Consider the following 23,206-nt stretch of genomic DNA (forward strand, 5'->3'; position numbering starts at 1 on the left):
CCATCTCGGCCCCTTTCACCGGTTCGCCGGTTTCATCACGTTTGCGGCCTCTTTCGCCCGGGTGGGCGACTGTTCGCCCACAGCGGAATTTCGGCTCGGCGACACCCGTTCAGCCCCCCTGCCCCTCTGCTCTCACCGGCGTTCTGGACACCCGGCCAGCCTAGAGCCAGCCACTGACATCCGCCCCGGTCACAGCTAATTCCGAACCCAATCGGCCCCCTCCCGCACAAGCCGCAGCGCCAGTGCGTCAAACTTGTGACTGATCACACTGATTGACCCGTCCGGCATGATGGGAACCAGCCGGTTCCCTGAGCAGGTCGACAAGGAGAGAACTCGTGGACGACGTTCTGCGGCGCGCCCCGCTCTTCGCGGCGCTCGATGACGAGCAGGCCGCTGAGCTGCGCGCCTCGATGAGTGAGGTGACGCTCGCCCGCGGCGACGCCCTCTTCCACGAGGGCGACCCCGGCGACCGCCTCTATGTGGTCACCGAGGGCAAGGTGAAGCTGCACCGCACTTCCCCCGACGGCCGCGAGAACATGCTGGCCGTTCTCGGCCCCGGCGAGCTGATCGGTGAGCTGTCCCTCTTCGACCCGGGCCCGCGTACCGCCACGGCGTCGGCGCTGACCGAGGTCAAGCTGCTCGGCCTGGGCCACGGCGACCTCCAGCCCTGGCTGAATGTCCGCCCCGAGGTGGCCACGGCGCTGCTGCGCGCGGTCGCCCGCCGTCTGCGCAAGACCAACGACCAGATGTCCGACCTGGTCTTCTCGGACGTTCCCGGCCGGGTCGCCCGCGCGCTCCTCGACCTGTCGCGCCGCTTCGGTGTGCAGTCGGAGGAGGGCATCCACGTGGTCCACGACCTCACCCAGGAAGAGCTGGCCCAGCTGGTCGGCGCCTCCCGCGAGACGGTCAACAAGGCCCTCGCGGACTTCGCAGGCCGCGGCTGGCTGCGGCTGGAGGCCCGTGCGGTGATCCTGCTGGACGTGGAGCGCCTCGCGAAGCGGTCCCGCTAGCCCGGACCCGTTCCTGCCTGTACGTACGTGAAGGGGCGCCCCACCGCGAGTGGGGCGCCCCTTCACGTACGTACAGACACGGACACCTCCGCGTCCTCCCACCGCGCGGCTCGCGGCTAAGCCCAGTCCGAGCGCGTGATGCAAGAGCCCGAGGCGTGATGCAAGAGTCCGAGCGCCTGAGGCAAGCGCGTGGTGCCGACGGGGGATCCGCCGGCGGGGATCCGCAGCCGTTCAGATCAGCCCGTGCTCCCGCAGATACTCCAGCTGCGCCCGCACCGACATCTCAGCCGCGGGCCAGAGCGACCGGTCGACATCCGCGTACACCTGCGCGACGACCTCCGAAGCCGTCGTGAAGCCCTTCTCCGCCGCCGTCTCCACCTGGGCGAGCCGGTGGGCGCGGTGCGCGAGGTAGAAGTCGACGGCCCCCTGCGCGTCCTCCAGCACCGGCCCGTGCCCAGGAAGCACCGTGTGCACCCCGTCGTCCACCGTCAGCGAGCGCAGCCGCCGCAGCGAGTCCAGATAGTCGCCGAGCCGGCCGTCCGGATGCGCGACCACCGTCGTGCCCCGGCCCAGGACCGTGTCGCCCGTCAGCACCGCCCGGTCGGCCGGCAGATGGAAGCAGAGCGAGTCCGCGGTGTGGCCCGGCGTCGGTACGACCCGCAGTTCCAGGCCGCCGGTGGTGATGACGTCCCCGGCGCCCAGTCCCTCGTCGCCGAGGCGCAGCGCGGGGTCCAGCGCCCGTACGGACGTACGCGTCAGCTCGGCGAACCGCGCCGCACCCTCCGCGTGGTCCGGGTGGCCGTGCGTCAGGAGCGTCAGCGCGACGCGCTTGCCCGCCCCTGCCGCCGTCGCGACGACGGCCTTGAGATGGGTGTCGTCGAGCGGTCCCGGGTCGATGACGACGGCCAGGTCGGAGTCCGGCTCGGCGATGATCCAGGTGTTGGTGCCGTCGAGCGTCATCGCGGAGGCGTTCGGCGCCAGGACATTCACCGCCCGTGCGGTGGCGGGCCCGGACAGGACCCCGCCCCTGGGCTGGCCGGGGAGGGCTGCGGCATCACTCACGCGGGGTCTCCTGTCGTCCGGACCGTCACTCGGACCGTCACCGGGGCAGTCACTCGGGCCGTCACTTCGGGGACCCGGCCCGTCATTCCGGCGTCCCGGTCGCCGGAAGCCGCCGGGTGAATTCATCATGACCCGGCCAGCTCAGCACCAGCTCACCGGCCTCCAGCCGGGCCCGTGCCAGCACCGGGGTGAGGTCCTGGGCCGCCGCACCCGCCAGGGTGTCGGCCACGGTCGCGTACGGCTGGAGCGAACGGAGCGTCGAGATCGTCGGGGGCATCATCAGCAGCTCCCCCTTGTCGTACGCCGCTGCCGCCTCCTCCGGCCGGACCCAGACCGTGCGGTCCGCCTCGGTCGAGGCGTTGCGGGTCCGCTGCCCGGCGGGTAGCGCGGCCGCGAAGAACCAGGTGTCGTACCGCTTCGGCTCGAACTCCGGCGTGATCCAGCGCGCCCACGCGCCCAGCAGGTCGGAGCGGAGGACGAGCCCCCGCCGGTCCAGGAAGTCCGCGAAGGAGAGTTCGCGGTCGACGAGCGCGGCGCGGTCCGCCTCCCAGTCGTCGCCGGAGAGGTCGCCGACGACGGTGGAAGCGGTCTCGCCCGCGAGCAGCACACCGGCCTCCTCGTACGTCTCCCGGACGGCTGCGCAGACGATGGCCTGGGCGGATGCCGCGTCGACGCCGAGCCGCGCGGCCCATACATCGCGCGGCGGCCCGGCCCAGCCGACCGGGCGGTCGTCGTCGCGGGGGTCCACCCCGCCGCCCGGATACGCGTACGCGCCTCCGGCGAATGCCATGGAGGCGCGTCTGCGCAGCATGTGCACGGCGGGACCGGCCGCGGTGTCGCGCAGCAGCATGACGGTCGCGGCTCTGCGCGGCGCGACGGCGGTGAGCTCGCCGGCCGCCAGGGCACGGATACGGTCGGGCCATTCCGGCGGGTACGACTGACCTTGGGACATGGCCGGAGGCTAACCGCTCTCGCGCCGATGTTCGAGGGTGTGGGCAGGGGTGCTGCTTGCCCACCGGGTGCCGACGGAGCGGGGGCGCCCGCCCGACCGGCCCCCGCTCACCCCGTCAGCCCTCGTTCCCTCAAGCCTTCAGCTCGACCTGGATCTCCACCTCGACCGGCGCGTCCAGCGGCAGCACCGCGACGCCCACCGCGCTGCGCGCATGGACCCCGCGGTCGCCCAGGACCTCGCCCAGCAGCTCGCTCGCACCGTTGAGCACGCCCGGCTGACCGGTGAAGTCCGGGGCCGACGCCACGAATCCCACGACCTTCACGACCCGCTCGACACGGTCCAGGTCACCGGCGACCGACTTCACCGCCGCCAGCGCGTTCAGCGCGCACGTACGCGCCAGGTCCTTCGCGTCCTCGGCCGTGACCTCGGCGCCGACCTTCCCGACCAGCGGAAGCTTGCCCTCCACCATCGGCAGCTGGCCCGCCGTGTACACGTACACACCGGACTGCACGGCCGGCTGGTACGCGGCCAGCGGCGGTACGACGTCCGGAAGCGTCAGTCCCAGCTCGGTCAGGCGCGCTTCGACGACCCCGCTCATGCGGACTTCTCCCGCTTGAGGTACGCCACGAGCTGCTCGGGGTTGTTCGGTCCGGGCACGACCTGGACGAGCTCCCAGCCGTCCTCGCCCCAGGTGTCCAGAATCTGCTTCGTCGCGTGCACCAGCAGCGGCACAGTCGCGTATTCCCATTTGGCCATACGGCGACTGTAGCTGCCCTCGGGCGTACCACCGTGCCCGACTGGTTAGGCTCGAATACGTGAGCAGGCTTCAGGTCGTGAGTGGCAAGGGCGGGACCGGAAAGACCACGGTCGCCGCCGCGCTGGCGCTTGCCCTCGCGACGGAGGGCAAGCGCACTCTCCTCGTCGAGGTGGAGGGCCGGCAGGGCATCGCCCAGCTCTTCGAGACGGAGGCGTTCCCGTACGAGGAGCGGAAGATCGCCGTGGCACCCGGCGGCGGGGAGGTGTACGCCCTCGCGATCGACGCCGAACGCGCCCTGCTCGACTACCTGCAGATGTTCTACAAGCTGGGCAGCGCGGGCCGGGCCCTGAAGAAGCTCGGCGCGATCGACTTCGCCACGACCATCGCACCCGGCGTACGGGACGTGCTCCTCACCGGCAAGGCCTGCGAGGCCGTACGCCGCAAGAACAAGCAGGGTCGTTTCGCCTACGACCACATCGTCATGGACGCGCCGCCGACGGGCCGCATCACCCGTTTCCTCAACGTCAACGACGAGGTGGCAGGGCTCGCGAAGATCGGGCCCATACACAACCAGGCCCAGGCCGTGATGCGCGTCCTCAAGTCCCCCGAGACTGCGGTGCACTTGGTGACGCTGCTCGAAGAGATGCCGGTGCAGGAGACCACGGACGGCATCGCCGAGCTGCGCGCTGCCGACCTCCCCGTGGGCAACGTCATCGTGAACATGGTCCGCCCGGCGCTCCTGGACGAGCAGACCGTACGGACCGTGTCGGGCGACCGCCGCAAGGAGGTGGCCAAGGCTCTGACCCGCGCGGGCGTCAGCGGCGCGGCGAAGCTGGTGACCCCGCTGCTCGCCGAGGCCGTCGACCACGCGGAGCGGGTGGAGCTGGAGCGCGAACAGCGTGCCGTACTGGCGGAACTGGAGCTCCCCACCTACGAACTCCCGCTGCTCGGCGACGGAATGGACCTGGCCGGGCTCTATCAGCTGGCGACGGAACTGCGGAGGCACACCACGTCATGACCCTGGACAGCGTGCCTCTCCTCGACATCGACCCGCTGCTGGACGACCCGGCCACCCGCATCATCGTGTGCTGCGGCTCCGGCGGCGTGGGCAAGACCACGACCGCGGCCGCGCTGGGGGTGCGGGCGGCCGAGCGCGGGCGCCGGGCCGTCGTGCTGACCATCGATCCGGCGCGCAGGCTCGCCCAGTCCATGGGCATCGACTCGCTCGACAACATCCCGCGCCGGGTGGCGGGCATCAAGGCCACCGGGGACGGTGAACTGCACGCCATGATGCTGGACATGAAGCGGACGTTCGACGAGATCGTCGAGGCGCACGCGGACGGCGAGCGGGCCGCCGCCATCCTGAACAACCCCTTCTACCAGTCGCTCTCCGCGGGCTTCGCCGGTACGCAGGAGTACATGGCGATGGAGAAACTGGGCCAGCTGCGGGCCCGGGACGAGTGGGACCTGATCGTCGTGGACACCCCGCCGTCGCGGTCGGCGCTCGACTTCCTGGACGCGCCGAAGCGGCTCGGGTCGTTCCTCGACGGCAAGTTCATCCGGCTGCTGATGGCCCCGGCGAAGGTCGGAGGCCGGGCCGGGATGAAGTTCCTGAACGTCGGCATGTCGATGATGACCGGCACGCTCGGCAAGCTGCTGGGGGGCCAGTTCCTGCGCGACGTGCAGACCTTCGTCACGGCGATGGACACCATGTTCGGCGGCTTCCGCACCCGCGCCGATGCCACGTACCGGCTGCTCCAGGCACCCGGTACTGCCTTCCTGGTGGTCGCCGCGCCGGAGCGGGACGCGCTGCGGGAGGCCGCGTACTTCGTGGAGCGGCTGGCCGCCGACGGAATGCCGCTGGCCGGGCTCGTACTCAACAGGGTGCACGGCAGCGGGGCCGCGCGGCTCACGGCGGAGCGGGCGCTGGCCGCCGCGGAAAATCTTGACGACAGCGGCATTGTGGATCAGGAGGCCGGGAATGAAGCAGTTCGTGACTCCACGGGCCCCTCCCCCGAGCCCGGAACCGCGGAGCACGCAGAGCTTTCACAGCCCCCTGAGGACACTGAGCACACCGAGAACGCTGAACACACTGAGCACGCTGAGAACCCCGAGAACACAGCGACATTCACAGCGGCACACACCGCGAAAGCCACCGCGAAACCCACCGCGACTTTCACAACGCCGTCCGCAGCGACATCCCCGGAGGCCGACACACCAGAATCCACACCGGAGCCGGCGCAAGCCGTGCCGGAGCCGACGGTCGATGCACTGACCGCCGGCCTGCTCCGACTGCACGCCGAGCGCATGCAGGTGCTCGCCCGTGAGCAGCGCACCCGCGACCGTTTCACCGCGCTCCACCCCGAGGTGGCCGTGGCCGAGGTGGCCGCGCTGCCCGGCGACGTCCATGACCTGGCGGGGCTCCGGGCCATCGGTGACCGCCTCGCGACCGGTCGTTCTCCGGCCTGAGTCCGCCCCAGGCTGTCCGCCCGGCGCCCTACCCCACGGCGGCGTACGTCTCCTCGAACGCTTCGTCGTCCGCGACGATCGCGGGCAGGATGCCCGTGCTGCGCTCGTACTCGGTACGCGCGGTCTCCAGCAGCCGACGCCACGAGGTGACGGTGGGACGCCGACGCAACAGTGCGCGCCGCTCCCGCTCGGTCATGCCGCCCCACACGCCGAATTCGACGCGATTGTCGAGCGCGTCGGCCAGGCACTCCGTACGCACCGGGCATCCGGTGCACACCGCCTTGGCCCTGTTCTGCGCTGCCCCTTGTACAAACAGTTCGTCCGGATCCGTAGTGCGGCAGGCTGCCTGCGCACTCCAGTCAGTTACCCAGCCCATCCCGGCGCCGTCCTCTCCCGAATTCGAGGCTCCCCCACGGCGGTAGCGGCATATTCACCGCTGCCAGTTGAGGACGTTACGGAAGGTGGGCACAGCGCAACACCCCCTTCGGGCCCAATCTTGAATGGTCCGAACGGACTATGCGTACGCGGCAGATCACCCAACGGAGTGAGCGGGGGACATTCTTCATAACCCTGGCAAACCAGGACGGTTCACCCACGCCACATCGGACACCGGGCTACACATGGGGCATATTCGGACGCGCATTCACCCCATTCGGGAAGGGGAACATCGCGCCGGGGGGCTTGATACGGGAGGGCACTGCTGTGACAGTTAGGTGCAGCTTAGGCCAAGGCATGTCCGCGTGTCCGGCGAATGAAGTCGCTCCTTCTCCACAACGTAGGCTGCCCTCATGCCAAAGAATCGCTCCGGCGGGGGTCTCACCAGGACCCAGCAGGCCGCCAAATTCCTCGGTGTCGCCGCGCTCTCCGGAGCTGTACTGGCGGGCATCGCGCTGCCGGCAGCCGGAGCACTCGGGCTCGCGGCCAAGGGCACCGTCAAGGGATTCGACGACATCCCCGCCAGCCTCAAGACGCCGCCGCTCAGCCAGCGGACCACGATTCTGGACGCCGACAACAACCAGATCGCGTCGGTTTACGAGCGGGACCGCACGGTGGTCAAGCTCCAGGACATCTCGCCGTACATGCAGAAGGCGCTCATCGCGATCGAGGACGCGCGCTTCTACCAGCACGGCGCGATCGACGTCAAAGGCGTGGCGCGCGCGCTGAACCGCAACGCGCAGGAAGGCGGCGCGGCCCAGGGTGCGTCGACCCTCACCCAGCAGTACGTCAAGAACGTCTTCGTCGAGGAGGCGGGCGACGACCCGACCAAGGTCGCCGAGGCGCAGCAGAAGAGCCTCGGCCGCAAGGTCCGCGAGCTCAAGTACGCGATCCAGGTCGAGAAGTCGCTCGGCAAGAAGAAGATCCTGGAGAACTACCTCAACATCACCTTCTTCGGTGAGCAGGCGTACGGCGTCGAGGCGGCGGCCCAGCGGTACTTCTCCACGTCCGCGAAGGACCTGACGATCGGTGAGTCAGCGCTGCTGGCCGGTCTCGTGCAGTCGCCGAGCCGGTACGACCCGATCAATGACATGGAGGAGGCCACCAAGCGGCGCAACACCGTGCTGCAGCGGATGGCCGATGTCCATGCCATCTCGCAGCCCCAGGCCGACAAGGCGATGGGCGAGCCGATCAAGCTGAAGGTGACCAGGCCGCAGAGCGGGTGCATCACCGCGGTCAAGGGCGCGGGCTTCTTCTGCGACTACGTCCGCAAGGTGTTCCTGACGGACCCGGCCTTCGGCAAGACCAAGGAGGAGCGCCAGAAGCTCTGGTCGGTCGGCGGTCTGACCGTCAAGACCACCCTGGACCCCAAGGCCCAGGCGTCCTCCAATGTCGCGGCCACCTCCCGGGTCAACAAGAACGACAAGATCGCGGACGCGGTGGTGCAGGTCCAGCCCGGCACCGGGAAGATCCTCGCGATGGCCCAGTCCCGCCCGTACGGCCTGGACCCGTCGAAGCACGAGACGGTGCTGAACCTCTCCGTCGACAACAAGATGGGCGGTACGTACGCGGGCTTCCAGGTGGGCTCGACGTTCAAGCCCATCACCGCGGCCGCCGCGCTGGAGAAGGGCATCAGCCCGGCGCAGAGCTTCACGACGGGCTCGCACATCTCCCTGCCCGGTTCGAGCTTCCGCAACTGCCAGAGCCAGCCGGCCGACAGCAGCCCCTGGCCCGTGGGGAACGAACTCACCACGGAGAAGGGCACCTTCGACATGACCAGCGCGCTGGGCAAGTCGATCAACACGTACTTCGCGAAGCTGGAACAGAAGACCGGCCTCTGCGAGACGATCACCATGGCCAACAAGGTCGGTTACATCCGGGGCAACAACAAGCCGCTCCAGGCGGTGCCCTCCACCACCCTCGGTGGCCAGGAGTCGACCCCGCTGGCGATGGCCTCGGTGTACGCCACCTTCGCCAACCGCGGTACGTACTGCTCCCCGATCGCCGTCGAGTCGGTGACCGCGCCGGGCGGCAAGCAGATCCCGGTGCCGAAGTCGACCTGCGCATCGGCGATGAGCGAGCACACGGCCGACACCATCAACCAGATGCTGAAGGGCGTGGTCGCGGACGGCACCGGTAAGCAGGCCGGGCTGAGCGACCGCGACAACGCGGGCAAGACGGGTACCACCGACGAGCGCAAGAACGCCTGGTTCGTCGGCTACACGCCCAACCTGGCCACGGCCGTCTGGGTCGGCAGCGACGGGGCCCGGCAGATCCCGATGACCAACATCAACATCGGCGGCCACTACTACGACGAGGTCTGCGGTGGCTGTCTCCCCGGCCCCATCTGGAAGACGGCGATGACCGGCGCGCTGTCACCCTCCGAGACGCCCTCCTTCAACAAGGTCGACGTCCCGCGCGGGCACGGAAGCGGCGGCAAGAGCCACGACCACCACCAGACGGGCGGCGGCGACCAGGGCGGCGGCGACCAGGGCAACGGCGGAACCGACGGCAGCACGAACGGCGGCGACGACGGCAACGGCGGCCAGCCCGGAGGCGGCGGCATCTCGTTCCCGCCGGGCTTCATCGGCGGCAACAACGGCCACCACCGGAGATAGCGGGCCGGCGGACGCGGTACGTAGCACTCCGCAGCAGAAAGGGAGGGGCGCCCGGTGAATTCACCGGGCGCCCCTCCCTTTCCGGCTTTGCCGACTTTGCCGACGGGCGGGCTCAGCCGACTTTCCAGACGGGGAAGCTCGACCCGGCTCTTCCGACAGGGAAGCTCAGCCGGCCCGCTCTCAACTCAACTCAACTCAACAGGCGGGCTCAGCCCGCGAGCCGCTTCTTCACCTCGGCGGCCACCCGGCCGCCGTCGGCGAGCCCGGCCACCTTCGGGTTCACGATCTTCATGACGGCACCCATCGCACGCGGCCCCTCGGCGCCCGCGGCCTTCGCTTCCTCGACGGCCTGCGTGACGATCGCGCCCAGCTCGTCGTCGCTCAGCTGCTTCGGCAGATACGTGGCGAGCAGCTCGCCCTCCGCCTTCTCCCGAGCGGCGCTCTCGGTACGGCCGCCCTGCTCGAAGGCCTCCGCCGCCTCGCGGCGCTTCTTCGCCTCCTTGGCGATCACCTTCAGCACCTCGTCATCGGTCAGCTCGCGAGCCGACGTACCCGAGACCTCTTCCTTCGTGATCGCGGAGAGGGTCAGCCGGAGCGTCGAGGAGCGCAGCTCGTCACGCGCCCTGATGGCCTCGGTGAGTTCTGCGTGCAGCTTGGACTTGAGCGTGGTCATACGGCCAAGTGTCGCAGGTACGGTTCCCCCGCCGCCCACAGATTTTGCGGTGACCCGCTGTCTGCGACGATGGAGGTATGCGCGCACGCTATGGGATCCCCCTCAAAGTCACCGCAGGAATCACGGCCGTTGGCGCGGCAGGCATCGCCTATGCCGCCGGATTCGAGGCGCGCTCGTTCCGCCTCCGGCGGGTGACCGTACCGGTGCTGCCACCGGGTGCCCGGCCCGTACGCGTACTCCAGGTCTCGGACATCCACATGGTCGGCGGCCAGCGCAAGAAACAGCGCTGGCTCCAGTCCCTGGCCGGGCTGCGGCCCGACTTCGTGGTCAACACCGGGGACAATCTCTCGGACCCGGAGGGCGTACCGGAGGTCCTGGACGCGCTGGGGCCGCTGATGGAGTTCCCGGGGGTGTACGTGTTCGGGTCGAACGACTACTACGGCCCGAAGTTCCGCAACCCGGCCCGCTACCTCTTCGAGAAGGCGCAGGGCAAGCACGGCCTGAACGGCAAGGCGCCGGCGGTGGGCGTGGTGCACAACCCGTGGGAGGGCCTGCGGGACGGCTTCGATGCGGCGGGCTGGGTGAACCTCACCAATACGCGCGGCCGGCTGAAGGTGGACGGCATGGAGATCGCCTTCACCGGTCTGGACGACCCGCACATCAAGCGGGACAGGTACGCCGAGGTGGCGGGCGGCCCGGAAGCGGGCGCCGACCTCTCGGTCGCGGTGGTACACGCGCCGTACCTGCGCGCCCTGGACGCGTTCACGACGGACGGCTATCCCCTGATCCTCGCGGGCCACACCCACGGCGGCCAGCTGTGCATCCCGTTCTACGGAGCGCTGGTCACCAACTGCGACCTGGACACCGACCGGGTCAAGGGCCTCTCCGCCCACGAGTCCGGCGGCAACCGCTCCTACCTGCATGTTTCGGCGGGCTGCGGCACGAACCGCTACACCCCGGTGCGCTTCGCGTGCGCCCCGGAGGCCACGCTGCTGACGCTCACAGCAAGGCGGTAGAGCCGCCGCCCGGGACAGAATCCGGCCCCACCCGCCCGCCAGGGAAAACCGGATTTCGTCTCAGGCCACGGGTCCGCTAAAGTAAACGATGTCGCCGCCACGCGAGCGACAATCGGGGTGTAGCGCAGCTTGGCAGCGCGCTTCGTTCGGGACGAAGAGGTCGTGGGTTCAAATCCCGCCACCCCGACAGCTGAAACACCAGGTCAAGGGCCTGATCCTCTCTGAGGGTCGGGCCCTTCCTGCGTCTCCGGATCGTTTGGGAGAAATCTGGGAGATGACCTTGGTCTGGGTCTCCCAGCCGCCCTCCCGACCCTGGTCGGCTTCGGCTCGACCGCTCCGCCCATCGGTACCCGCAGCCGCTGCGGGAGAAGGCGGGATCCGTAGCGGCGGCGCAAGATCGGTCCACGTGGCGGATGCGGATCCAGCCCTTGAGCGGTGAGCGCGCTGAGGACCGTTTTGTGTCCTTCAAAGGCGACACCGGGTGCGTGGTGGCTGGGCGGGCGCTTCCGGGGGCAAAGGATGGAGGGCAGTCAGTGTTCAGTGTTCCTTGCCTCTCCTCTCCGGACGACGCCACCTGGCAACACCGATTGCGGAGAGGTAATTTGCCCGTCCCGGACCGGGGCACGGTACTCCACCGCCTGATGGCCAAAAACGCCCCCTGCGCTGCAATGGCTCCCGGGCGGCATGTTTGCATATGTTCATGATCAGTAACGCACACGGGATATCCGAGCCCCGGACGTACGTGGACCACATCCTGGAGCACTGGCACAAGGACGAGGACGCCGAGGCGCTCGTCCAGGGTGCGCAGCGGTTGACCCGGGGGGAAGCTCGGCAGCGGTTGTTCCGTCTGGGGCACGCGCTGCGCCGGCAGGGGCTGGAACCCGGCGACGGAGTGGGGCTGTTCCTGGCCAACCGGGTGGATTCCGTCCTGGTGCAGCTCGCGGTCCACCTCATCGGCTGCCGCGTCGTGTTCCTGCCGCCCGAGCCCGGCCCCGGCGAACTCGCCGCGCTGGTCGAGCAGTCCCGGGCTCGCGCCGTGGTCACCGACCCCCTGTTCGCGGAGCGGGCCGCCGACGCGGCCGGCCGCAGCGTTCACGCCCCCGTGCTGCTCAGCCTCGGGCCCTGTGAGCAGCGGTGTGCGGACCTGCTGGCGCTGGAGGCCGAGTGCCCGGCGGAGCGCCCCGACGGAGTGCCCGCGCCGGGAGCGGACGAGGCCGTCACCGTCCTCTACACCGGCGGCACCCTGGGCCGTCCCAAGCTCGCCGCGCACAGCCACCGGCTCTATGACGCGCTGGTGGGCCTGGTGGAGGGAGCTCTGCAGGGCTCCCGGCCGACGCCCTTCCCGGCCATGGATCCGGGCACGGACCGCGTGCTCGCCTCCACACTGCTCACGCACGGCAGCGGCCACCTCACCACGATTCAGGCGCTGGTGACAGGGTCCACCCTCGTCGTGCTGCCCGAGTTCGAAGCGGGCGCGGCGCTGGCGGTGCTGCGCGAGGAGCGGATCACCGCCACCATGTTCGTACCGCCGATGCTGTACGCGCTTCTCGACCACCCGGAGTGCGTGCCGGGGGCTCTCCCCGCACTGCGGCGGATCGTCGTCGGAGGCGCGGCCTCGTCGCCCAGCCGGCTGCAGCAGGCGGTCGAGGTCTTCGGGCCCGTACTCAGCCAGGGGTACGGGCAGTCCGAGGCGCTGGGGATCGCAGCGTTCAGCGCGGAGGCGCTCGCATCGGAGGGAGCCCAGCGGCCCGAGCTCTGGCGCAGCTGCGGTCGCGCGATTTCCGACACCGAGATCGAGATCCGTGATGAGGGCAGCGCGGTGGCGCTCGCCGTCAGGCAGGTCGGCGAGGTGTGTGTCCGGGGCGAGACGGTGATGCTCGGCTACTACGAGGATCCGGAGCGCACCGCTGAGGCGCTGCACGACGGCTGGCTGCGCACCGGGGACGTGGGCTACCTCGACGCCGAGGGGTACCTCTATCTCGTCGATCGGGCCAAGGACATCATCGTCACCGGCAGCACCAGCGACAACGTCTACTCCCGGGTCCTGGAGGACTTCCTGCTCACGCTGCCCGGTGTGCGCAACGCGGCGGCTCTGGGCATACCCGACGAGGAGTACGGGGAGGCCGTACAGATCTTCCTCGCCACGGCCGAGGGCGCCGACATCGACCCGGATGCGGTCCGTGCCTCGGTGACCGCCGAGTTGGGAGAGCTGTACACGCCCCGGAAGACGGTCCTGCTGGACCGGCTGCCGACGACCAAGGTCGGCAAGGTGGACAAGAAGGCACTGCGCGCCGCGTGGACGAGTGCGGCCTTGGAGGCCACGCCGTAGTCGCCGCGGCGGGAGGGAAAGAGCCGACGCCGCGCGACCGGGCCCCTGGGCTCCGGGCTCTTCCCTCCCGCTGGCCGTCCCGCTTGCGAGCGGAGGTCCAGCCCGTCGGCCACGGGCAGCATGACGGCTTCCACCCGGGTTTCGGGTGGCCGGAGAAGGTGCTGGTGCCCGCGCACTGTCAGGTCGCTCAGGTTCGTGGTCGGCGTCCGGAGGACGGCGAAGCGTCGAGCGACAACTCGCCGCCGTCTCATTTCTGACCGGGCACTACTGACCCCGACCCGCCTGCCCGAAGCGACCGAAGCGACCGAAGCAACCGAAGCAACCGAAGCAACCGCTGGACCTCAGACCCAGCGGTCCACGGATGTGCCGGTGGGCTCGGCGAAGTAGTCGCCCTCTTCCAGGTCCTCCAGCAGGCTCCGGTGTGTCGCTGTCCAGCCGAGGAGTTGGCGGGCGGCTGAGGCGTCGGAGCGGGCCGGGCCGGTGACGGTGTGGCCCGCCCGGATGAGCTCGGAGACGACTTCACCCAGGCTCTGAAGGCCAGCACCGCGGATCTCCTCACGATCACCGCCGGTGTCAGCAGCCCCGTAGAGCTGCCGTAGAACTCCTGTAGAGCTGCCGCTGGAGCTCCCGCAGAGCTGCCTTTACCGCATGCCGTACACGCCGTATACGCCGTACACGCCGTACACGCCGAAGAGGCTGCCCTCTCGTAAGAGGACGGCCTCTTTGTCTGCATACGCCGCGTCGTCCGGCACCGGTCCCTCCCCTCGTGGGGACCGGTGCTGAACGACGCGAGCGGCGTCGATCCGTGCCGTGTCGTCGTACCGGCGTGGATCGAGGTCTGGCTCGACCCGTGTCCGCCGTGGTCGATGTTCGACGTGAGTCGATGTTCGACGTGGTCGGTACGGCAGCCGTCCGGACGGGACGACGGCTCCACGGGTCTCTCGGGCTCAGGCGGCGAGACCGCCGCCGCTCTCTCGTAACTCCGGTGGAATTTGACCGAGAACATGCGGCGTCATGATGCGTCTCTCCGAGCGCTGAGCTGGTCGGCTGGCCGGGCGACGCCCGGTTGATGCGCTGCTGGGACGTGATCCTGCCATCTACGGCGCCCGCCAAGGATGTTCCGGCGCCTGGCCGACGACTAACCCCAGGTCAGCCCTATAAGGTGAGTTTTCCGGTCCGGAAGCCAGGCGTGGGGGGAAGTAAGGAGTGGAGACCTTGAGTTCCGACTCAGGGGCACGCACAGCCTTGGCGGAGCGTCTCGCGCTCCTCTACAAGGAGGCTGGCAACCCTCCCCTCAAGAGCGTGTCCGACGCGGTCGTCCGGCTCCAGCGGGCCGACGAACGAGGGCGGCCCGTACGGGTGTCCGCGCAGCGGATCAGCGACTGGCGACGGGCCAGGAACGTGCCGGCCCAGTTCGTCGCCCTCGCAGCGGTGCTGCACGTCCTGATACCTCAAGCACGGCGCGCGCAGCCCGTGCCGGTCTCCGCCGGCCTGTACGACCTGGCCCAGTGGCAGCGCCTGTGGGAGCGCGCGGTGGCCGACCCGGTCGGCGAGCACCCCGCGGCATCCGCGGAAGAGAAGGGACGCCCGTCGGGTGAAGAGGCCCCGACCGTCCCGGGTGGGGTGTGCCCCTACCGGGGGCTGGCTCCGTACCGCCGGCAGGACGCCAGGTGGTTCTTCGGCCGGGACCGGAGCACGGACGCCCTCGTTACTCAGCTCCGGTCGGCGGAAAGTACGGGCGGCCTGGTCATGCTCGTGGGCGCCTCGGGGTCGGGAAAGTCCTCCCTGCTGAATGCCGGCCTGGTGCCCGCGCTGCGGGACGGCGCGCTGCGCGACGGAGGCGGTCAGGCGGGGGACGTGCTCCAACTGGTGCCGGGAAACGATCCTCTCGCGGAGCTGACCCGCCGGATACCTGAGCTCGCGCACGTCGTTTCGGAGGCGCAGGGGCGGGAGGTGCGGCCCGCCGGGGAGCGGCCGGCCGGAGTGCCCGGTACGCGCCGGTTCGCTCGCGCGGCGCGGGAGGCCGTCACCGCGTGGGCGCATCGCGAGACATCGTCCCCCGGTCGTCCGGTCGTCATCGTCGACCAGTTCGAAGAGGTCTTCACCCTCGGCTCCGACGCCACGAACCAGCGCACTTTCATCCAGCTCCTGCACGCCGCGTGCACGCCGAAGGACACGGGTGAACCCGCCCCCGTGCTCGTAGTCCTCGGGATACGCGCCGACTTCTACGAACAGTGCCTGGGGTACCCCGAACTGGCCGATGCGCTGCAACACCGGCACATGGTGCTCGGACCGCTGACCACCTCGGAGTTGCGCGAAGCGGTGACGAGCCCGGCCAAGGCCGTGGGTCTGGAGCTCGAACCGGGGCTGGCCGAACTGATCGTCCGGGAAGTGAGCGACGACGGCCCCCGCGGTACGCACGCGGGCGTGCTGCCGCTCCTCTCCCACGCCCTGCTCGCCACCTGGCAGCGGCGTAAGGCGGGAAGGCTGACGCTGGCCGGCTACAGCGCGGCGGGCGGAATCCAGGGTGCGGTGGCGGCGTCCGCCGAGCGGGCCTGGTCCAGCCTCGACCCGGCAGCACGCACGGCCACGAGACTGCTCCTCCTCAGGCTGGTACGAGTGGGCGAGGACACCCAGGCCACCCGCAGGCGGGAGACGCGGCGCCAGCTCGCGGAGGAGTCAACAGACCGTCACAAGGCGGAGGAATCGCTCGAAGCACTGGTGAACGCCCGATTGGTGACACTCGACGCGGATACCGTCGAGATCACCCACGAAGCACTGCTCCACGCCTGGCCGCGCCTGCGGGACTGGATCGGCGAGGACAGGAACGGCAACCTGCTCCGCCAGCAGTTGGAGGAGGACGGCAGGGCCTGGGAGGGCACGGACCGGGACAGTTCACTCCTCTACCGGGGTTCGCGTCTGGAGCAGGCCCGCAGCTGGGTGAAGTCCGCCGGTGACCCCTTCCTGACCCGGAGCGCGGTGGAGTTCCTGGCCGCTTCGGTCAGGCTGCGCAAGCGCACCGTCTGGATCAGCCGTGGTGCGGTGGCGGCCCTGGTCGTCCTGGCGATGGTGGCTGCCGGTTCGGCGGTGGTCGCCCGTCAGCAGCGGGACGATGCCGTGTTCGAGCAGGTGGTGGCCGAAGCCGATCGCGTCCAGTTCACGGATCCGTCCTTGTCGGCCCAGCTCGACCTGGTGGCACACCGTCTGCGGCCGCTCGACGAGGCCACCAACAACCGTCTGATCTCGATCGTGAACGCGCCGCTGGCCACGCCGCTGCTCGGCCACACCGGCGCCGTGTACCTCACCTCGTTCAGCCCGAACGGGCGGGTCCTGGCCACCGCCAGCTACGACCGGACCATCCGGCTGTGGGACGTGGCGGACCCGACTCACCCCACACCGCTGGGCAAGCCCCTCACCGGCCACACGAGCTGGGTGAGCAGTGCGGTCTTCAGCCCGGACGGGCACACCCTCGCCAGCACGTCGGACGACGGCACGATCCGGCTGTGGAACGTACGGGATCCCAGCCGGCCGAAGCCGCTGGGCACGCCGCTGACCGGCCATGGCGGCACGTCGTACCTCCTGGCCTTCAGCCCCGACGGGCGCACTCTGGCCTCCGCCGACGAGGACCACACCGTGCGGCTGTGGGACATGGACCACCCGAGCCGGCCGAAGGCGATCGGCACGCTGACGGGCCACACCGCCGCCGTGCGCTCCGTGGCGTTCAGCCCGGACGGACGGACACTGGCAGCGGGCAGTGACGACAGCACGATCCGGCTGTGGAACATGGCCGACAGGCGTCACCCGAAACCGGTCGGCAAGGTCCTGACCGGCCACACGAGCACGGTGCACTCCGTGGCCTTCAGCCCCGACGGCCGCACTCTCGCCAGCGGCAGCGCGGACAACACCATCCGGCTCTGGAACGTGACCGACCCGCGCCATGCCTCCTCGCTCGGCGCGCCCCTCACCGGCCACACCGGCCCCATCTGGTCAGTGGCCTTCAGCCCCGACGGAACCAAGCTCGCCGCCGGCAGCGCGGACAGCACGGCGAGCCTGTGGAACGTCCGTAATCCGGCGTTTCCTTCCCAGGTCGGCGAGCCGCTCTCGGGAAGCAGTGGCGAGATGTACGCCGTCGGCTTCAGCCCCGACGGGCGGACCCTCGCGACCGGGAGCGGTGACAACAAGGTCCGCCTGTGGTCGATACCGACGTCGGACATGATCGGCCGGATCGGAGCGTTCCGCCCGGACGGGCGGCTGCTCGCCACGGCCTCGCGCGACGGGAAGATCCGGCTGTGGAACGTGCAGACGCCCAACTCGCCCGTGCTGCTGAGTGCTCCGTTCATGCCCGGGAAGGGGGACGTGCGTTCGCTGGTGTTCTCGCCCGACGGACACACCCTCGCGGTGCTGACCGGCAGCCGAGCGGTGCAGTTGTGGAACGTCTCGGACCCGGCCCGGCCGGTCCCCTACGGTCCGCCCGTCGCGCTGCGGACCCGCTTCGCGGGCCCCGACGTGCTGGCGTTCAGCCCGGACGGCCACACACTGGCGACCGCCCTCGACGACCGCACCATCCGGTTGTGGAACGTCAGCGACCCGGCCCGTCTCCGTCCGCTCGGCGCACCGCTCAGCGGCCAGACGGGCTGGGTCAACGCCTTCGTCTTCAGCCCCGACGGCCGGACTCTCGCGAGCGGCAGCGCCGACGGCGCCGTCCGGCTCTGGAACGTGGCCGACCCACGTCATGCCACCCGGCTCGGCGCACCGCTGAAGGGGCACCTCGGGCCCGTCAACGCGGTCACCTACAGCCCGGACGGCCGCACACTGGCCAGCGGCAGCGACGACGGCACGGTCAGACTCTGGAACGTCACCGACCCTCGCAGGGCCACACGGCTGGGCCCGTCCCTCACCGGCCATACCGAAGCGGTAGTTTCCCTGACATTCAGTCAGAACGGGCACACCCTGGCGAGCGGCGGCAACGACGACACGGTCCGGCTCTGGCAGGTCACCCACCCGGCCAGGGCCACCCCCATCGGCCAATCGCTGAGCCCTAATGCCAAGACGGGCAATTTCCTGTCGTTCAGCCCCAACACCCACCTGCTCGGAGTGTCCAGCGGCGCCGATAGCGTCCGGCTGTGGAACCTCGATCCCGACAAGGCGATCAGTCGCATTTGCTCGTTCACACGGGGCGTCCTGACACCGCAGAAATGGCACGAGTATCTACCCCGCCTCCCGTACGACCCTCCATGCAATCAGTGACGGAGCCGGGGCTCCGCGTGTACCCCTACTGGTGATCTAGGTCACAACTCCGCTTTGTGGCCGAGCAGTTCTCCCCCTGCGCAGGCAAGCCTTGTTACTGTTGGATACAGCCCGATCGCTGATGCATCCCCCGTCGTCAGCGATCGGGCGTTGTCATGCCGTACGGACACGGGGCACATCGGCGGCCGGGCCACATTGAAGAAAATTCAAGAAGATTGAAGAAAATTCAAGAAAGCGGCATCCCGCGCCTTCCCGCGATATCCGGTCGCGGTTGATCCTCGATTCTCCAGAATTACCAAAGGCCCGCCCTCCTCGGCCAACAGCGCCTCCACAAGGACGGCCCCTTGCCCGTCACTTGCTGCTCATCGCTTACTGCTCATCACTCGCTGCTGATGACTTGCCCCTCCTGACTTGCTGCTCATGACGTGCTGCCCATGACGTGCTGCCGATGGCACCAGCGGGCCGCGGCCCGCCCGCGCCGCCTCCACTCGTCAGGACCTCTTGAGGAGTCGTAGGGTGAGGACGTCGGACCAAGGGAGCGGTGGACACCAGTGGCGAAGGCGTACGAGCGGATCGCGGACGAGCTCCGGCAGTCCATCCGTACGGGCCGGCTGAGGCCCGGCGACCAACTGCCCGCGGAGACAAGGCTCGCGGAGCAGTCGGGGCGGAGCGTGCCGACGGTCCGGGACGCCCTGCGTCTCCTCCAGGCCGAGGGGCTGATCGAGAAGGTGCACGGCCGCGGCAGCTTTGTCCGTCGCGCTCGCACGCGAGTGCAGCGGACGAACGCCCGCCATCAGTGGGAGAAGGACCGGGCACGCCAGCCGCACGAGAAGCGCGCGCAGACCGGGGCGACGGAGCACGACACCGGACTTGAGGTCGACGACCTGGTCTTCCGCGCCGCCTATCGCGAGATCACGGCGGACGAGGACATCGCGGCGGCCATGGGGATCGCCGAGGGGACGGTCCTCGTCGAGCGCACCTACCGGACGCGCTACAGCGCCGAGCGCGCGCCCCTCAGCCTGGTCACGTCCTACCTGGTCCGCGAGCGGATCGAGAGCAACCCCGACCTCCTGGACGAGACCAAGGAGCCCTGGCCCGGCGGCACCTGGAACCAGCTCCACACCGTCGGCGTCGAGATCGACCGCGTCGAGGAACGCGTGAGTGCCCGCCCGCCGACAGCCGAGGAGGCGGAGGAGCTGGACCTGCCGCCCGGGACAGCGGTCCTGGTGCTCCGCAAGACCCTGGTCGACACCGGAGGCCTCATCGCCGAGATGTCGGACGTCACGCTCCCCGGTGACCGTACGGAAACGCTCTTCACCACTCACTTGGAAAGGTGGTGAGCCGTGACCCGGCGCATCATCATCGTCACGGCCGTGCACGCCCCTTCCGCCCGGTTCCTGCGGGACGCGTACGCATCCCTCTGCGCCCAGGAGCTCCCCGGCGGCTGGGAATGGCACTGGCTGATCCAGGAGGACGGCACGACCGACGAAGTCGCCCCGTACGTCCCCGACGACCAGCGGATCACCTTCGGCCAGGGCCGCCACGGTGGCCCCGGAGTCGCGCGCACCATCGCCCTGGCGCGCGCCGACGGCGAGTACGTGAAAGTCCTCGATGCCGACGATCAGCTTCCCCCGGGCGCGCTGGCCCGCGACCTCGCGGCGCTGGAGGCCGACCAGGCCATCGGCTGGGCGACCTCGCGCGTACTCGATCTGCTCCCCGACGGGTCGACCGCCGGCTTCCCAGGCGACCCGGACCACGGGCCGGTCGACCGCGGGGCCGTTCTCGACTACTGGGCGGCGCACGACTTCCGCGCGCAGGTCCACCCGGCGACGCTGTTCGTACGCCGCGATCTCCTCGTTGCCCTCGGCGGCTGGATGGCGCTTCCGGCCTCCGAGGACACCGGCCTGCTGCTCGCCCTGAACTCGGTCGCGCGCGGCTGGTTCTCGTCCGATGTGGGGCTCCTCTACCGAAAGTGGGAGGGCCAGGCCACCGGGCAGGCGGCGCACACCGACACCGCCGAGCGGGACGCCCGCATGGCGATCGTCGAGGCCCGGGCGCGGGCGCTGGGCTCCTTCCAGTGGCGCTATCCGGTCAGCAAGGAGTGACCGGAGGCGCCGGGCAGTTCGGGCCTGGCCCGGCGGTACTTCACGTGTCCGGCTCGGCTTCCGGGCCGGAGCATCGGCTCGGCTTCCCGGCTGGGACATCGGCTGTTGCCGGGGACCGGTCCGCCTCATACCGTCACGACATGCCTCCTGCCGCCCGCCTTCGCGCATCGGACCTCATGGCCACGCTGGTCCGTGGATACGTCCGCAACGCCCCCGGCTCCTTCCTCAAGGGGCCTCTCGTCGCCAACTACCTGAACCCGTACCTCCGTGACCACCCGCGCCGGCGCGTGGTCACGACCCGGTTCGGCGCGCTCATGGCCTGCGATTCGCGGGATCTCATCCAACGGTTCGTCCAGCTGTCCGGCGTGTGGGAACCGCATATGACCCGTTGGCTTGAGGGGCGCCTGACCAGCGGCGATGTCTTGATAGACGTCGGTGCGAATGTCGGCTACTTCGCGTTGCTCGGATCGCGGCTCGTCGGCCCGACGGGCCGGGTGGTCACCGTCGAGGCGTCACCGGCGTTCCACGAGCGGGTGCTCCAGCACGCGGCACTCAACAACTGCGACAACATTCGCGCGGTGAACGCCGCGGTGTCGGACCGGCACGAGACGCTGACGTTCGTGCTCGCCAGCTCGGCCAACATGGGGGCCAACTCCATCGTGCCGTACGACGGACCGGCCGAGTCGGCCTTTGAGGCGAAGGCGTACCCGCTGGCGGAGTTGTTGGAGGCGGACGAGATCTCCCGGGCCCGTGTCGTCAAGATCGATGTCGAGGGCGCCGAGGGCGGTGTGGTCCGCGGGCTGGCCCCGGCACTCGACCGGATGCGTCAGGACGTGGAGATCGCGGTGGAGGTCACACCGGACCGTATGACCCAACTCGGCCACTCCGCCGCGGAGTTGCTGGAGACCATGCGAAGCCGCGGCTTCCACGCGTACCGCCTGCCCAACGACTACCGGCCCGAGAGCTACCCACGCGCCCTGCGCCACCCGGAGCCGCCGCGCCGGTGGAACCGGCCGGTCGTCGGGGAGACTGAGCTGGTCTTCTCCCGCATCGACGCCGACGTGCTGGACTGACGCCGGCGCGGGTCTTCCCTCGACGGGGAAGGGCCGCACCGGCGGGTCTTCCTGCGCCGGGGGAAGGGCGGGCCGCACCGGCGACGATGGTTACCACTGATCGGGGATACGGACCTCCGGGCCGGAGACCGCTTCTCCGCGACCCGCGAAGCAGAGGTCGGATCAGTTGCGCCGCCATACAGACCGGGTGCGTGACGACGCGGCTGGTGCCTACGCGATTCCCCCCGGCTTACGGTCACGGTCGAAGGGGAGATCCAGCATCCGGATGGCGTTGCCCCGCAGAAGCTTGTACGTCACCTCGTCGGACAGCCCGGCCATGTGGTCGGCCGCCACCTGCTTCGTGTGCGGCCAGGTCGAGTCGACGTGCGGATAGTCCGTCTCGAAGGTCGCGTTGTTGACGCCGACCGTCTCGATCGCCTCGATCCCGTGCTTGTCCCGGAAGAAGCAGCAGAAGATCTGCCGGTAGTAGTACGTCGAGGGCGGCTCAGGGATCAGATCCTTGACCCCGCCCCACGCCCGGTGCTCCTCCCATACGTCGTCGGCGCGCTCCAGGGCGTACGGAATCCACCCCATCTGGCCTTCGCTGTACGCCAGTTTGAGGCGCGGGAACTTCACCAGGACCCCGGAGAACAGGAAGTCCATCATCGACGCCATGGCGTTGTTGAAGCTCAGCGACGCCTGCACGGCAGGAGGAGCATCGGGTGACGCCGCAGGCATCTGCGACGACGACCCGATGTGCATGTTCACGACGGTCCCGGTCTCCTCGCAGGCCGCGAAGAACGGGTCCCAGTAGCCGGAGTGGATGGACGGGAGCCCGAGGTACGTCGGGATCTCGGAGAAGGTGACCGCGCGCACGCCGCGCGCGGCGTTGCGCCGGATCTCCGCGACGGCGAGGCCGACGTCCCAGAGCGGGATGAGGCACAGCGGGATCAGCCGGCCGCCGCTGTCACCGCACCACTCCTCAACCATCCAGTCGTTGTAGGCGCGGACGCAGGCGAGGCCCACCTCCTTGTCCTTGGCCTCCGCGAAGGTCTGCCCGCAGAAGCGCGGGAAGGTCGGGAAGCAGAGCGAGGCCTCGACATGGTTCAGCTCCATGTCCTCCAGCCGGGCCTTCGGGTCCCAGCAGCCACGACGCATCTGTTCGCGCGTGATGCCGTCGAGGGTCATCTCGTCCCGGGAGAAGCCGACTGCGGCAATGATCCGCTTGTACGGGAAGATGCTCCCCTCGTACTCCCACCAGTCCGTGATCTGCCCGTCCGGATCGGTGGTGAACTTGTACTTCCCGCCGACGTACTCAAGCTCGCCGATGCCCGCCGTGAACGGCTTCGGTCCCCGGTCCCGGTACTTGCTCGGTAGCCAGGTCTCGAAGAGATGCGCGGGTTCGATCACGTGGTCGTCCACGCTGATGACCCGGGGAAGCTCACTGCTTTCCATTTGCTTGCTGGCCTTGCTGACCACGC

The 23,206-nt window shown here is 69.7% G+C and carries 17 protein-coding genes and 1 tRNA gene; 11 read left to right on the forward strand and 7 right to left on the reverse strand.

The window, feature by feature from the left end:
* Positions 1-335 precede the first annotated feature (335 nt).
* Positions 336-1,010, forward strand: a complete 675-nt coding sequence (locus OG385_RS13495) for a Crp/Fnr family transcriptional regulator (protein WP_164258843.1) — start codon at positions 336-338, stop codon at positions 1,008-1,010.
* A 231-nt stretch (positions 1,011-1,241) separates the two neighbouring features.
* Here the strand turns inward: OG385_RS13495 and OG385_RS13500 are convergent, their stop codons facing one another.
* The 4 genes from OG385_RS13500 to OG385_RS13515 all read right to left on the reverse strand — a co-directional run bounded on the left by OG385_RS13500 (position 1,242) and on the right by OG385_RS13515 (position 3,780).
* Positions 1,242-2,072 (reverse strand): MBL fold metallo-hydrolase, encoded by an 831-nt coding sequence (locus OG385_RS13500; RefSeq protein ID WP_266854835.1) that lies wholly within the window; start codon positions 2,070-2,072, stop codon positions 1,242-1,244.
* Positions 2,073-2,154: 82 nt separating this feature from the next.
* Positions 2,155-3,024 carry an NUDIX domain-containing protein gene (locus tag OG385_RS13505; protein WP_266854837.1) on the reverse strand — a complete coding sequence of 290 codons (870 nt, stop codon included), beginning with the start codon at positions 3,022-3,024 and terminating at the stop codon, positions 2,155-2,157.
* A gap of 130 nt (positions 3,025-3,154) precedes the next feature.
* Positions 3,155-3,622 carry a RidA family protein gene (locus OG385_RS13510; protein WP_266854839.1) on the reverse strand — a complete coding sequence of 156 codons (468 nt, stop codon included), beginning with the start codon at positions 3,620-3,622 and terminating at the stop codon, positions 3,155-3,157.
* Positions 3,619-3,780 (reverse strand): DUF4177 domain-containing protein, encoded by a 162-nt coding sequence (locus OG385_RS13515; RefSeq protein ID WP_164258849.1) that lies wholly within the window; start codon positions 3,778-3,780, stop codon positions 3,619-3,621. The genes OG385_RS13510 and OG385_RS13515 overlap by 4 nt, the downstream gene beginning before the upstream one ends.
* Before the next feature lie 59 nt (positions 3,781-3,839).
* Here OG385_RS13515 and OG385_RS13520 point away from each other — a divergent pair, with 59 nt between their 5' ends.
* Complete coding sequence (locus OG385_RS13520; RefSeq protein WP_266854841.1) at positions 3,840-4,799, forward strand: ArsA-related P-loop ATPase; 960 nt, start codon at positions 3,840-3,842, stop codon at positions 4,797-4,799.
* A complete protein-coding gene (locus OG385_RS13525; protein ID WP_266854843.1) occupies positions 4,796-6,250 on the forward strand; it encodes an ArsA-related P-loop ATPase in 1,455 nt (484 codons plus the stop codon). Before OG385_RS13520 ends, OG385_RS13525 begins: the two co-directional genes overlap by 4 nt.
* Before the next feature lie 28 nt (positions 6,251-6,278).
* On the opposite strand, the gene OG385_RS13530 is transcribed toward OG385_RS13525, so the two are convergent.
* Positions 6,279-6,626, reverse strand: coding sequence for a WhiB family transcriptional regulator (locus OG385_RS13530; RefSeq protein WP_164258855.1), 348 nt, complete (start codon positions 6,624-6,626; stop codon positions 6,279-6,281).
* A gap of 412 nt (positions 6,627-7,038) precedes the next feature.
* On the opposite strand from OG385_RS13530, the gene OG385_RS13535 reads away from it, so the two are divergent.
* Positions 7,039-9,303 (forward strand): transglycosylase domain-containing protein, encoded by a 2,265-nt coding sequence (locus OG385_RS13535; RefSeq protein ID WP_266854846.1) that lies wholly within the window; start codon positions 7,039-7,041, stop codon positions 9,301-9,303.
* Between the two features lie 208 nt (positions 9,304-9,511).
* On the opposite strand, the gene OG385_RS13540 is transcribed toward OG385_RS13535, so the two are convergent.
* Positions 9,512-9,976 (reverse strand): GatB/YqeY domain-containing protein, encoded by a 465-nt coding sequence (locus OG385_RS13540; protein WP_266854848.1) that lies wholly within the window; start codon positions 9,974-9,976, stop codon positions 9,512-9,514.
* Between the two features lie 77 nt (positions 9,977-10,053).
* Here OG385_RS13540 and OG385_RS13545 point away from each other — a divergent pair, with 77 nt between their 5' ends.
* From OG385_RS13545 to OG385_RS13575, 7 genes are all read left to right on the forward strand, one after another.
* On the forward strand, positions 10,054-10,992 hold the full coding sequence (locus tag OG385_RS13545) for a metallophosphoesterase (protein WP_266854850.1): 939 nt from the start codon (positions 10,054-10,056) through the stop codon (positions 10,990-10,992).
* A 113-nt stretch (positions 10,993-11,105) separates the two neighbouring features.
* A tRNA-Pro gene (locus OG385_RS13550) sits at positions 11,106-11,179 on the forward strand.
* 513 nt (positions 11,180-11,692) lie between these two features.
* Positions 11,693-13,321 carry a class I adenylate-forming enzyme family protein gene (locus OG385_RS13555; RefSeq protein WP_266854851.1) on the forward strand — a complete coding sequence of 543 codons (1,629 nt, stop codon included), beginning with the start codon at positions 11,693-11,695 and terminating at the stop codon, positions 13,319-13,321.
* Positions 13,322-14,527: 1,206 nt separating this feature from the next.
* A complete protein-coding gene (locus OG385_RS13560) occupies positions 14,528-18,568 on the forward strand; it encodes an AAA family ATPase (protein ID WP_266854853.1) in 4,041 nt (1,346 codons plus the stop codon).
* Positions 18,569-19,119: 551 nt separating this feature from the next.
* Entirely contained in the window at positions 19,120-19,908 is a 789-nt protein-coding gene (locus OG385_RS13565; protein WP_266854855.1) for a GntR family transcriptional regulator, read from the forward strand.
* A gap of 3 nt (positions 19,909-19,911) precedes the next feature.
* Positions 19,912-20,673, forward strand: a complete 762-nt coding sequence (locus OG385_RS13570; protein WP_266854857.1) for a glycosyltransferase family 2 protein — start codon at positions 19,912-19,914, stop codon at positions 20,671-20,673.
* Positions 20,674-20,813: 140 nt separating this feature from the next.
* Positions 20,814-21,746, forward strand: a complete 933-nt coding sequence (locus tag OG385_RS13575; RefSeq protein ID WP_266854858.1) for an FkbM family methyltransferase — start codon at positions 20,814-20,816, stop codon at positions 21,744-21,746.
* A 210-nt stretch (positions 21,747-21,956) separates the two neighbouring features.
* Here OG385_RS13575 and OG385_RS13580 read toward each other — a convergent pair whose 3' ends face one another.
* Positions 21,957-23,180: an amidohydrolase family protein gene (locus OG385_RS13580; RefSeq protein WP_266854859.1), complete on the reverse strand. Its 1,224-nt coding sequence runs from the start codon at positions 23,178-23,180 to the stop codon at positions 21,957-21,959.
* Positions 23,181-23,206: the final 26 nt, after the last annotated feature.

This window comes from Streptomyces sp. NBC_01306, assembly GCF_026340465.1.
GTDB lineage: Bacteria > Actinomycetota > Actinomycetes > Streptomycetales > Streptomycetaceae > Streptomyces.

What these genes read in the sequence shown, in the direction of transcription:
- OG385_RS13505 (WP_266854837.1), bottom strand. Translation starts at nt 3,024, where the DNA reads ATGTCCCAAGGTCAGTCGTACCCGCCGGAATGGCCCGACCGTATCCGT.
- OG385_RS13510 (WP_266854839.1), bottom strand. Translation starts at nt 3,622, where the DNA reads ATGAGCGGGGTCGTCGAAGCGCGCCTGACCGAGCTGGGACTGACGCTT.
- OG385_RS13515 (WP_164258849.1), bottom strand. Translation starts at nt 3,780, where the DNA reads ATGGCCAAATGGGAATACGCGACTGTGCCGCTGCTGGTGCACGCGACG.
- OG385_RS13525 (WP_266854843.1), top strand. Translation starts at nt 4,796, where the DNA reads ATGACCCTGGACAGCGTGCCTCTCCTCGACATCGACCCGCTGCTGGAC.
- OG385_RS13530 (WP_164258855.1), bottom strand. Translation starts at nt 6,626, where the DNA reads ATGGGCTGGGTAACTGACTGGAGTGCGCAGGCAGCCTGCCGCACTACG.
- OG385_RS13535 (WP_266854846.1), top strand. Translation starts at nt 7,039, where the DNA reads ATGCCAAAGAATCGCTCCGGCGGGGGTCTCACCAGGACCCAGCAGGCC.
- OG385_RS13540 (WP_266854848.1), bottom strand. Translation starts at nt 9,976, where the DNA reads ATGACCACGCTCAAGTCCAAGCTGCACGCAGAACTCACCGAGGCCATC.
- OG385_RS13545 (WP_266854850.1), top strand. Translation starts at nt 10,054, where the DNA reads ATGCGCGCACGCTATGGGATCCCCCTCAAAGTCACCGCAGGAATCACG.
- OG385_RS13555 (WP_266854851.1), top strand. Translation starts at nt 11,693, where the DNA reads ATGATCAGTAACGCACACGGGATATCCGAGCCCCGGACGTACGTGGAC.
- OG385_RS13575 (WP_266854858.1), top strand. Translation starts at nt 20,814, where the DNA reads ATGCCTCCTGCCGCCCGCCTTCGCGCATCGGACCTCATGGCCACGCTG.
- OG385_RS13580 (WP_266854859.1), bottom strand. Translation starts at nt 23,180, where the DNA reads ATGGAAAGCAGTGAGCTTCCCCGGGTCATCAGCGTGGACGACCACGTG.